Annotated in this window: 8 protein-coding genes and 1 pseudogene; 7 read left to right on the top strand and 2 right to left on the bottom strand. The window is 64.4% G+C overall.

Translation table 11 applies throughout. The features are described from left to right. Positions 1-79 precede the first annotated feature (79 nt). Positions 80-997, bottom strand: coding sequence for a LysR family transcriptional regulator (locus ACODSK_RS31375; protein WP_489021858.1), 918 nt, complete (start codon positions 995-997; stop codon positions 80-82). A 144-nt stretch (positions 998-1,141) separates the two neighbouring features. Between ACODSK_RS31375 and ACODSK_RS31370 the strand changes: the two genes are divergently transcribed. The 5 genes and pseudogenes from ACODSK_RS31370 (at position 1,142) to ACODSK_RS31350 (ending at position 5,234) form a co-directional block, all read left to right on the top strand. Then, on the top strand, positions 1,142-2,266 hold the full coding sequence (locus ACODSK_RS31370) for an FAD-dependent oxidoreductase (RefSeq protein WP_489021856.1): 1,125 nt from the start codon (positions 1,142-1,144) through the stop codon (positions 2,264-2,266). 80 nt (positions 2,267-2,346) lie between these two features. Beyond that, positions 2,347-2,745, top strand: a complete 399-nt coding sequence (locus tag ACODSK_RS31365; protein WP_489021854.1) for a Rieske (2Fe-2S) protein — start codon at positions 2,347-2,349, stop codon at positions 2,743-2,745. Between the two features lie 61 nt (positions 2,746-2,806). After that, positions 2,807-3,892 (top strand): annotated as a pseudogene (locus ACODSK_RS31360) (cache domain-containing protein); the annotation flags it as partial. 75 nt (positions 3,893-3,967) lie between these two features. Next, positions 3,968-4,747 carry a methyl-accepting chemotaxis protein gene (locus ACODSK_RS31355; RefSeq protein WP_489021860.1) on the top strand — a complete coding sequence of 260 codons (780 nt, stop codon included), beginning with the start codon at positions 3,968-3,970 and terminating at the stop codon, positions 4,745-4,747. Positions 4,748-4,928: 181 nt separating this feature from the next. Continuing rightward, positions 4,929-5,234 carry a hypothetical protein gene (locus ACODSK_RS31350; RefSeq protein WP_489021853.1) on the top strand — a complete coding sequence of 102 codons (306 nt, stop codon included), beginning with the start codon at positions 4,929-4,931 and terminating at the stop codon, positions 5,232-5,234. Here ACODSK_RS31350 and ACODSK_RS31345 read toward each other — a convergent pair. Continuing rightward, positions 5,231-6,421, bottom strand: a complete 1,191-nt coding sequence (locus tag ACODSK_RS31345; RefSeq protein WP_489021851.1) for an MFS transporter — start codon at positions 6,419-6,421, stop codon at positions 5,231-5,233. The two genes, ACODSK_RS31350 and ACODSK_RS31345, sit on opposite strands and share 4 nt — an antisense overlap. Before the next feature lie 158 nt (positions 6,422-6,579). Between ACODSK_RS31345 and ACODSK_RS31340 the strand changes: the two genes are divergently transcribed. Together ACODSK_RS31340 and ACODSK_RS31335 are read left to right on the top strand one after the other, a co-directional pair. Continuing rightward, positions 6,580-7,590 carry a LacI family DNA-binding transcriptional regulator gene (locus ACODSK_RS31340; protein WP_489021849.1) on the top strand — a complete coding sequence of 337 codons (1,011 nt, stop codon included), beginning with the start codon at positions 6,580-6,582 and terminating at the stop codon, positions 7,588-7,590. Between the two features lie 325 nt (positions 7,591-7,915). Beyond that, a complete protein-coding gene (locus tag ACODSK_RS31335; protein WP_489021848.1) occupies positions 7,916-10,324 on the top strand; it encodes a membrane-bound PQQ-dependent dehydrogenase, glucose/quinate/shikimate family in 2,409 nt (802 codons plus the stop codon). Positions 10,325-10,431 lie beyond the last annotated feature (107 nt).

The raw sequence follows: 10,431 nt of genomic DNA, 5'->3' as shown, positions 1-10,431 counted from the left end.
ACACCACCATCGTAATCGCGGCGGTCCGGCGTCCCGGTAAACCCGCTCCCACAGGGTCTGCGCTGCTCTCGGGGGAAACTCAGGCCGCCAATGGCGCCGCGCTCGCCATCTCCAGCAGTTTCCCCCGCAACCACGCCAGCACCGGGTCCCGGTCCAGGCTACGGTGCCAGCTCATGTACTCCTGCATCGCCGGCAGGTTGACCGGGGGCGGCACGATGCGCAGTGGCAGGTTGCGCGCATAAAGGCGCGCCAGGCGACCATGCACCGTGGCCACCCGCTGGGTGCCGATCACCAGTTGCGGCAAGGTGTTGAAGTCATGGGTGATCACTTCGAGGCGGCGCTTGCAGCCGTACTCGCTCATGAACCATTCCTCGATCCCCGGGGTGCGGTTGCGCCCGAACACCACCGAGACATGCCCCAGTTCCAGGTACTGCTCCAGGGTCAGGCGCTCGCCGACGGCCTGGTTGTCCTGGCACACCACGCACACATGCTGCTCCTCGAACAGCAACTGCGACGGGTGCTCCTTCACGATGTAGTGATCCGGGGCGATCATCAGGTCGACCTCGCCGCGCATCAGCATTTCCCGTGCGGTCTCGCCGGGGCTGATCAGCTCGAAGGTCATCATCGGGGCTTGCTGGTTGACCTCGCGGATCACCTCGGCGAACAGCACGCTGATCAGGTAGTCGGAGGCCATGATGCGGAAATGCCGCTTGCTTTCGGCGATGTCCTGCACCGGCTTGGCGGTGATCGAGGTCTGGATCTTCAGCAGTACTTCGCGCACCGGGATCTCCAGTTCGCGAGCCAAAGGCGTGAGCATCATCTTGCGTCCGACCTGGACCAGCAGGTCGTCTTCGAAGTATGTCCGCAGCCGACCGAGCACCCCGCTGGTGGCCGATTGGGTCATGTGCAGACGTTCGGCGGCTCGGGTGATGTTCTGCTCCTCGAGCAGTACATCCAGCGCCACCAGGAGGTTCAGATCCAGGTGTTTGAAGCGCATGGCAGGCATCTCGTTGTTGTATTTATTTTCGCGATACCCTGCATCCCCAGTAACGATTAGTCAAATTCTTCCCCGGTTCCTAGCCTGTGCTTCCAGCCTCCCGCCGGAGGGCTGTTCCAGACAACAAGAACAAGGGAATCACGCATGAGCGATATCAACAGAGTACTGATCGTGGGTGGCGGCATCGGCGGCCTGTGCACGGCGATCGCGCTGCGCCGTCGGGGTGTGAGCGTCGACCTGGTGGAGATCAAGTCCGAATGGACGGTCTACGGTGTCGGCATCATCCAGCAGAGCAACGTGGTGCGGGAGATGGCCCGTCTCGGTGTGCTCGATCGCTACCTCGACGCGGCCTACGCCTTCGAGGACGTGGGCATCTACGATCTGCAGGGCAAGGCCTTGGCGCGGATTCCCGGGCAGCGCCTGGCCGGCCCTCAGTATCCGGCCAATGTCGGCATCTCGCGGCTGGCCCTCCACCAGGTGCTCAGCGATACCGCCGTCGAACTCGGCACCCAGGTGCGCCTCGGGGTCACCGTCGAGTCCTACGAGGAGTTTGCCCTCGACCTCAACGTCAGCTTCAGCGACGGCTCCAGCGGTCGCTATGACCTGATGATCGGCGCCGACGGCGTGTACTCGAAAATCCGCGGTCTGCTCTACGGCGATACCTATACCCCGCGTTTCACCGGCCAGGCAGTGTGGCGCTACAACTTCCCCCGGCACCCGTCCATCGACCACCTGGCCAGCTACACCGGCGCCGAAGGCAATGCCGGGCTGGTGCCGCTGGCAGACGACCTGATGTACATGTTTTCCACCTCCCACGAGCCAAACAACCCGTGGTTCGAGAAGGACCAACTGGCCGCCACCATGCGCGATCGCCTTGCTGGCATCGGCGGGTTGGTGGGCGAGTTGCGCGAGCAGATCACCGACGATAGCCAGGTGGTGTACAAGCCGATGGAGGTGCTGTTCGTCGATGATCCGTGGTTCAAGGGCCGGGTGATCCTGATCGGCGATGCTGCCCATGCCACCACCCCGCACCTGGGGCAGGGAGCGGGAATGGCCATCGAGGATGCGCTGGTGCTGAGCGAGGAACTGTTCGGCGAGGGGGACCTGCGTACCCGGCTGCAGCGCTTCATGATACGCCGCTTCGACCGCTGCAAGTACATCGCCGAGAACTCGATCATGGCCGGGGAACGGGAGATGGCACGGGACGCCAGCTTCGACCGGATCGGACTGACCAAGGCGATGCTGGCGCGTACAGCCGAGCCGATCTGAGATCGACTTGAGGGCCAATCGCCGGCGTTGTTGGCGATTGGCCCGCCCGGACAGCCACAGTCACGGAACGGAAGAAGAACGTGCCAGCAACCCCCGTATTTCTTTGCCCCGAACACCACCTGCAAGAAGGCCAGGCCCTTGGCTTCGACCCCTGGCACCAAGGCCGCGACACCGTCCTCGCCTTGAAATGGAAAGGCCAGGTCAAGGCCTACCGCAACCTCTGTCCCCACCTTGACGTGGCCATGCAGTACCGCAAGGACCGTTTCATGTCCGGCGACGGCCAGCACATTGTCTGCTTCGCCCATGGCGCCTTGTTCGATCCCGCTGATGGCACTTGCCTGCTCGGCCCCTGTCTGGGGCAGTCACTGCAAGCGCTGGAAATCCACCAGGATGGGCAATCCAATCTGTGGATTCACGAAACTGATAATTTGTACACAAAATTACCGCTAAAGATTCACCGTGGTCCGGCCGAAAACTAAAAGATGGCAAGTCGCCATTACTTGACTACTTGCTCAACTTTCAGCGGATTGTGACCCCTGTATGAAAATAAAAACCAAGCTCGCCCTTGCCTTCATATCTGTCGCCATCCTCCCGGTCAGCCTGGTCGGAATCATCTCCGTCAGCAACACCAGGTCTGACGCGGTCAGCCAGTTCCTCGACAGCAGCACCCGTGAAATTCGCCAGATCGACGGCAACATGCGCCAGTTCTTCGATGGCACGTTGCAGAACGTCGATCAAATGGCCAAGGATCCTGTATACACCTCTGTAACCAGCCTGAAACATTACGAAGGCCCCGACGCCGCCCAGCAACCATTGCCGGACAGCGCCAAACAGGTAATCGCCCAGTTTGCCCAGTACGGCGAAACCCACCCGGCCGCCGCCATTCTTTCCATCGGCCTGGAAGACGGCAGCTACGCCAAGTGGCCGGACGATCCGAAGCTGGCCAACTACGACCCGCGCACCCGGCCCTGGTACAAGGCGGCCATGGCCAGCCCCGGCAAGACCGTGCGCACCGCGGCCTACTACTACGATAAGGACGACGTGGCGCTGGTCGGCACTGCCCGGGCCATGCTCGATGATGCCGGCAAGGCCAAGGGCGTGTTCGTGGTCAGCGTGTCCCTGAAGAACCTCACCGAGCTGGTCAAGAGCATCAAGCTCGGCGACAGCGGCTACGTGATGCTGATCGAGAACGACATCGTGCTGGTCGACCCGCGCGACAGCGGCCACAGCTTCAAGCCGCTCAAGGATCTCGGCGAGCCTTACGCCAGGCTGGCGGCGACCACCCAGGGTTCCACCGAAGTGGAAATCGGCGGGGTCCGCTACATGGCCAATGTGTGGACTTCGCCGGGCCTCGGCTGGCGCTTCGTCGGCCTGATCGAACACAAGGAAGTGATGGCCACCGCCACCCGCATGACCTGGCTGACCGCCGCTATCGTCGCGGTGCTGGGCCTGCTCTTTGCGGTGATCGCGGCGGCCTTCTCCAAGGTCATCGTCAAGCCGATCGGCCAGGTCAGCAGCGGTCTGCAATCGATCGCCGAAGGCGAGGGCGACCTGCGCCAGGACCTGAAGGTCCAGGGCAAGGACGAAACCGCGGAACTGGCCGGCTGGTTCAACAAGTTCCTCGCTGCCATCCGCCAGTTGATCCAGCGCATCGGTGCGGCCTCGACCAACCTGCACGATGCCTCGCAGGCCAACCGCGAGATGGCCGGCAACATGAACGAGGCGGCTGGCCGCCAGCGCGAGGCGGTGGAGCTGGTGTCCACCGCGTTCAACGAAATGGTCGCCACCGCCAACGAAGTCGCGCGTTCCTGCAGCAGCGCCGCCGACTCCGCCGAGAGCGGCCATCGCCGGGTTGCCGAGGGCAAGCAGCAGATCGAGCTGACGACCGAGAACGTCAATCGCCTCGGCAGCCGCCTGGTCGAATCGTCCCAGGCCATGCTCGAACTGGAAGCCGGCAGCCGCAGCATCAACCAGATCCTCGGCACCATTCGCGGCATTGCCGAGCAGACCAACCTGCTGGCCCTCAACGCCGCCATCGAGGCGGCGCGGGCGGGTGACCAGGGCCGTGGTTTCGCCGTGGTCGCCGACGAGGTGCGGGCGCTGGCCAAGCGCACCTCCGACTCCACCGGCGAGATCGACCAGTTGCTCAACAGCCTCGGCAGCAAGACCCAGGAAGTCTCGGAAAAGATGGAAAGCTGCCTGGACCTGTCCCGGGCCAGCGTCTCCTCCATCGAAAGCGCGCGGGACAGCTTCGAAGGCATCCAGCTCTCGGTCAACGAGATCCGCGACCAGAACCTGCAGATCTCTGCCGCCGCCGAGGAGCAGCACAGCGTGGCCGAAGAGATCAACCGGCATATCCAGCAGATCTACGACGAGGCGCGGGTGGTCGAGCAACTGGCCGGGTCGGCGCGGGAGGATTCCGGACGCCTGTCGGAGCTGTCGCAGGAGCTGCATACCCTGGTAGGGCGGTTCAAGTCCTGAAGCCAGCTCTCACCCCTGTGGGAGCCGGCGTTGCCGGCGATGAGGCCATCGGCAACAGCGCAAATTGCAAACTGATGGCCCTTTCAACCCCTTGTTTTCGCATAGCATTTTTCGCTTCTTGGACAGTAGGGCCTTTTTCCAGATGCGATTCGGATATACAGGTGTGGCAGCGCTGGTGCTGATGACAGTGATGACGTCGGCCCAGGCCAAGGGATTGAACAGGAAGCAGGTCGAGATGTGCCGCTGGGGCTCGGAAGTGGCCCGTTCGGCACAGCACTCGAAACTCTCCGGGACCACCCTGTGGCGGGCCCGGGAGAATCTCAAGGTGCGCAAGTATCCAGAGCGCTGGATGCCGAAGATGGCCCTGGGTATCACCGAGCAGACCTATGCCAGCCGCAGTCGCCTGCAACCGGCTTCGGTGAAGAAGACCTACTACGACGGCTGCATCCGCCACGAGCAGGAGCGCCAGCGGATCAGCAAGCGCTAGTGCCCGCCCTTCATGCGCCGCGCTACCAGGAAAATCCCCAGCCCCACCAGCGCCGTCGCCGCGCCGATATAGCCGGTACTGGTCCAGCCCAGTCCGGCGCTGATCGCCATCCCACCCAGCCACGGCCCCAGGGCATTGGCCAGGTTGAACGCGGCATGGTTCGACGCCGCGGCCAGGCTCGGCGCTTCATGGGCGATATCCATCAGGCGGATCTGCAACGGCGCGGCGAGGGCGATCATGGTGCCGACCAGGCCGATACCGAGCAGAATCGACCACAGCGCCTGGGCGGCGACGGTGAAGAACAGCAGCACGGCGATGGACCACAGCAACACCAGGCCCACGGCACGGAAGCCCAGGCGGTCGAACAGCTTGCCGCCAGCGATATTGCCGACGATCCCGCCAATGCCGAAGGCCGCCAGGCCAAAGGGAATCCACTGCGGCGAGACCTTGGTCACTTCGAGCATGGTCGGCGCCAGGTAGCTGAACGCGCAGAACATCCCGGCAAAGCCGATGGAGGCGATACCCAGCGCCATCCACACCTGGGGCAGGCGGAATGCCTGGAGCTCCTTGCGCGGATCGCTGCGCGGCTCATCCTTCGGCTGCGGCACGAAGCGCCAGACCAGGGCGATGGTGCACAGGGCGATCGCGCCTACCAGGACGAACGCCGAACGCCAGCCAAAGAACTGTCCCAGCCAGGTGGCGATGGGGTTGCCCAGCAGCATGGCCAGGGTCAGGCCCATCATCACCCGGGCCACGGCGCCGGCGCGCTGGTTGCTTGGCACCATGCTCGACGCCACCACCGCGGCGATGCCGAAATAGGCGCCATGGGGCAGGCCGCTGATAAAGCGGAACGCCACCAGGCCGGCGAAGGAAGGGGCGAACGCGGTGGCCAGGTTGCCCAGCGCATACAGCGCCATCAGCAACAGCAGCATGTGCTTGCGCAGCAGCTTGGCGCCGAGAATGGCCAGTGCTGGCGCTCCGACCACCACGCCCAGGGCATAGGCGCTGATGGCATGACCGACTTCGGGTTCGCTGAGCTGGAGGTTGCTGGCGACATCAGGCATCAGCCCCATGATGGCGAACTCGCCGGTACCAATGGCGAAACTCCCCAACGCCATCGCCGCCTCCATTTTCACGATGCTGCTCTTCGATGCGGCGAGCGGCGGCGGTGCTTCCTGAATCGACATGAGACTCCTCAAGCTGAAATACGCTGAAACGATAAAGGTCCGATCTTAGACAATCCCGGCAAGTTCAGTCGAGTCTCGCTGCCGCCTTGTACCCCAAGGGCCTGACACGTCCCTGTGCTATCCTCCCGGCGCTTTTCGCTGCCGCCGTCGAGAACTTCATGGCCAAACCCTTCACCACCCTGGACGACGTCGCCAAAGCGGCGGGGATGTCTCGTGCCCAGGTGTCCCGTGCCCTGCGTGGCGACCCCGGCGTGCGTCCGGAAACCCGCGAGCGCATCGATGCCATCGCCGCCCACCTGAACTACCGGCCCAACCTCGCGGCGCGCAGCCTGGTGTCGGCGCGCTCGTCCATCGTCGGCCTGATCCTCGGCGACCCGAACAATCCCTTTCATATCCAGCTGGCCCAGGCCGTCGACCGCCGCCTGCTGGCCGCCGGCTTCGATGGCATCGCCTCGCTGCGCTCGATGGACGACGCCGGTGCGCTGCAGGAAGTCGAGCGCCTGCTCAGCCTGCGCGCGGCGGGGATCATCCTGCTCGGGCCGGCCCATCAGCCGAAGGTGATCGGCGAGATCGCCGACAAGCTGCCCTGCGTGTTCATCGGCAGCAAACGGGTCAGCCACCCCGGGGTGATCTCCATCGCCGTGGACGACGACAGCGGCGTGCGCCTGGCCATGGAGCACCTGTATGCCCAAGGCCATCGGCGCATCGCCCACCTGGCCGGTGCGCGCGAGCCGTCCTCGAAAGAGCGGGCCAACGCCTACAGTCGCTTCATGGGGGAGGCCGGGCTGCAGCCGCTGGTGATTCATGGCCGGCACAACGCGGCATCGGGCCGGGCAGGGGTGGATGCGCTGTTTGCCAGCGCGACGCCACCGACGGCGATTTTCGCCTCCAACGACTTCATCGCCCTGGGCGTGCTGGACCGGCTCAAGGGCATGGGCCTGTCGGTGCCGGACGATGTCTCGGTGGTGGGCTTCGACGATATCCCCGACGCGGCCAATGCCCTGTTCGCCCTGACCACCCTGCGCCAGGACACCGAAGCCCAGGCCCAGGCCGCGGTGGAATCCCTGCAGGCGATCCTCTCCGGCAACCTGCCGCGCAAGCGTCGGCTGGACATGCCCGTCAGGCTCATCGTGCGCGGGTCCACGGCGGCACCCGCAGACAGTCGATAATTATTCTCATTTTATTGCCTGCGTCAGATTGACTCAGGATGTAACAATTCATAACATTCCGCCCGTTTGCATGGCGACCAGGATCGGTCGCCATTTTTTCCGTTACGAATGAGAGCGCTCTCATTTTTCGCGGCACGTCTGGGTCGGATGTTGCACGGCGAAATCTCACCAGAAATGAGAGCGCTCTCATGGTTTTTGACGGAACTGCCACGGATCGGTCGGCTGCTTGCACTGCAGGAGCTTGCTGGAGATGTGCGGGGGCGGGGAGCGCCCGGGCATCGATCTGAACGATGTGGCGAAGGCCGCACCAACCTTAGGAATGGATATGAATGTGAAAGCCATCGTGCCGATTGTCATCGGCGCGGTCCTGGCCCTGCTCGGGGTCGGTCTGACCCTGGGCGGCGGCAAGCTGATTGCCCTGGGCGGCAGCGGATACTACCTGCTGGCCGGCCTGCTGATGCTGGTCAGCGGCGTATGCCTGGTACGACGCAAGGTCGTCGCTACCTGGCTGGCCCTGGCGCTGCTGTTGATCACCGTGGTATGGGCGCTGGCCGAGGTCGGCCTGGACTTCTGGCAACTGGTCCCGCGCCTGATGACCTTCATCGTCATCGCCCTGGTGCTGACCTTGCTGGTGCCGCTGCTGGATGGCAATCGCCGTTTCCTCGGCAAGGGCCCGCGTGCCGCCATCAGCCTGGCCCTGATCGCCAGCCTGGTCGGCTTTGGTGTCGGTATGTTCAAGCCGCACCCGACCGTCGTAGCGCAGAAGGGCGCGGTATCGCCCGTGGTCGCGGCAGACGCTGGTGAAGCCGATGGCCAGGACTGGACCGCCTATGGCCGTGGTACCCACGGCGAGCGCTTCGCCCAGTTCGCGCAGATCAACAAGGCCAACGTCAAGGATCTGCAGGTCGCCTGGACCTTCCGTACCGGCGACCTGGCGATCGACGGCGCCGAGTACCAGGGCACGCCGCTCAAGGTGGACGACACGGTCTACCTGTGCACCCCGCTGAACAAGGTCTTCGCCCTCGACCCGGTCACTGGCGCCGAGAAGTGGAAGTACGATCCGCGGATCAAGGAAACCCCGTCGAACAAGACCTGGAAGCGCTGCCGTGGCGTCGGCTACTACGATGCCGACAAGGCCCCGCAAAACGCCTCGACGCCGGTCGAGCCGAGCGTTGCCAGTGTTGCCAGCGAGCCGGCTGCATGCCGCCGGCGCATCATCACCACCACCGTCGATGCCCGCCTGATCGCCCTGAATGCCGCTACCGGCAAACCCTGCGAAGACTTCGGCGTGCACGGTGAAGTGGACCTGCTCAAGGGCATCGGTCCCAACACCGACGGCTCCTACTACCTGACCTCGGCCCCGCTGGTGGCCGGCAACGTGGTGATCGTCGGCGGCAAGATCAACGACAACCTCAAGACCGGTGAACCCTCGGGCGTGACCCGTGGTTTCGACGTGCGCACCGGCCAGTTGCTGTGGGCCTGGGACGCGCTGAATCCAAAGCGTGGCGTACCGCTGCCGGAAGGCGAGAACTACCCGAGCGACTCGCCGAACTTCTGGGGCACCGCTTCCTACGACCCGGTGCTGGGCCTGGCCTACATCCCCACCGGCAACCAGACCCCGGACTTCTGGAACGGCGACCGTCACCCCGGCTCCGATGAGTACAACGACTCGATCGTCGCCATCGACGTGAACACCGGCGTCGACAAGTGGCACTTCCGCACCGCCAACAACGACATGTTCGACTACGACGTGTCGGCCCAGCCGATCCTCTACGACCTGCCCAACAAGGAAGGCGGCAAGACCCCGGTGGTCATCGCCCTGACCAAGCGCGGGCAGATCTTTGTCCTCGATCGTCGTGACGGCACCCCGGTGTTCCCGGTTGAGCAACGCAAAGTCGCCACCGACGGCGTGCCGGGCATGCGCATCTCGCCGACCCAGCCGTACTCGCAGCTCTCGGTCGGTACCGAGCGCTTCAAGGAGTCGGACATGTGGGGCGGTACGGTCTTCGACCAGCTGATGTGCCGCATCGACTTCAAGGAAATGCGCTGGGAGGGCGAGTTCACCCCGCTGGTCGAAGGCCAGCGCACGCTGATCTATCCGGGCTACTACGGCGGCTTCAACTGGGGCGGCGGCGCGCTGGATGCGTCCACCGGCACGCTGATCGTCAACGACATCCGCATGGCCCAGTGGGGGCGCTTCATCAAGCGTGAAGATGCCCGTCGCACCGGCCTCAAGCCGAGCACCGAAGGCGAATACTCCGAGCAGCTGGGCACGCCGTGGGGCGTGGAGCGCTCGATGTTCGTCTCGCCCCTGGGCGTGCCGTGCTTCAAGCCGCCGTTCGGCAGCATGACCGCCATCGACCTGAACACCGGCAAGACCAAATGGCAGGTACCGATGGGCAGCATCGAGGATGCGCCGGTGCACGGCATCGTGCCGGGCGTGCATATCCCGCTGGGCATGCCGACCATGGGTGGCCCGCTGGTGACCAAGGGCGGCCTGACCTTCTTCCACGGCACCCTGGACTACTACATCCGCGCCCTGGACAACGACACCGGCGAAGAGCTGTGGCGCGGTCGCCTGCCGGTGGGCGGGCAGGGTGCGCCGATGTCCTATGTCGGCCGTGATGGCAAGCAGTACATCGTGGTCACCGTCGGCGGCGCCACCCGTACCGGGACCAACGATAACCGTGGCGACTACGTGATCGCCTATGCACTGCCGGGTAGCGTGAAGTAAATCCAGGAAAGACGTGGCCCGGGTGGACCGGGCTGCGTCCATTGATCCCCAAGGCCTCATCGTCGGCAAGCCGACTCCCACAGGGATCTGGGCCAGCCACAGTGTCT

The sequence above is a fragment of the Pseudomonas sp. FG98 genome, assembly GCF_057808595.1.
This window is presented reverse-complemented; position numbering and strand designations above follow the sequence as displayed.

Coding starts and splice junctions, on each gene's coding strand:
- ACODSK_RS31375 (WP_489021858.1), bottom strand. CDS start 997: ATGCGCTTCAAACACCTGGATCTGAACCTCCTGGTGGCGCTGGATGTA.
- ACODSK_RS31370 (WP_489021856.1), top strand. CDS start 1,142: ATGAGCGATATCAACAGAGTACTGATCGTGGGTGGCGGCATCGGCGGC.
- ACODSK_RS31355 (WP_489021860.1), top strand. CDS start 3,968: ATGGCCGGCAACATGAACGAGGCGGCTGGCCGCCAGCGCGAGGCGGTG.
- ACODSK_RS31350 (WP_489021853.1), top strand. CDS start 4,929: ATGACAGTGATGACGTCGGCCCAGGCCAAGGGATTGAACAGGAAGCAG.
- ACODSK_RS31345 (WP_489021851.1), bottom strand. CDS start 6,421: ATGTCGATTCAGGAAGCACCGCCGCCGCTCGCCGCATCGAAGAGCAGC.
- ACODSK_RS31340 (WP_489021849.1), top strand. CDS start 6,580: ATGGCCAAACCCTTCACCACCCTGGACGACGTCGCCAAAGCGGCGGGG.
- ACODSK_RS31335 (WP_489021848.1), top strand. CDS start 7,916: ATGAATGTGAAAGCCATCGTGCCGATTGTCATCGGCGCGGTCCTGGCC.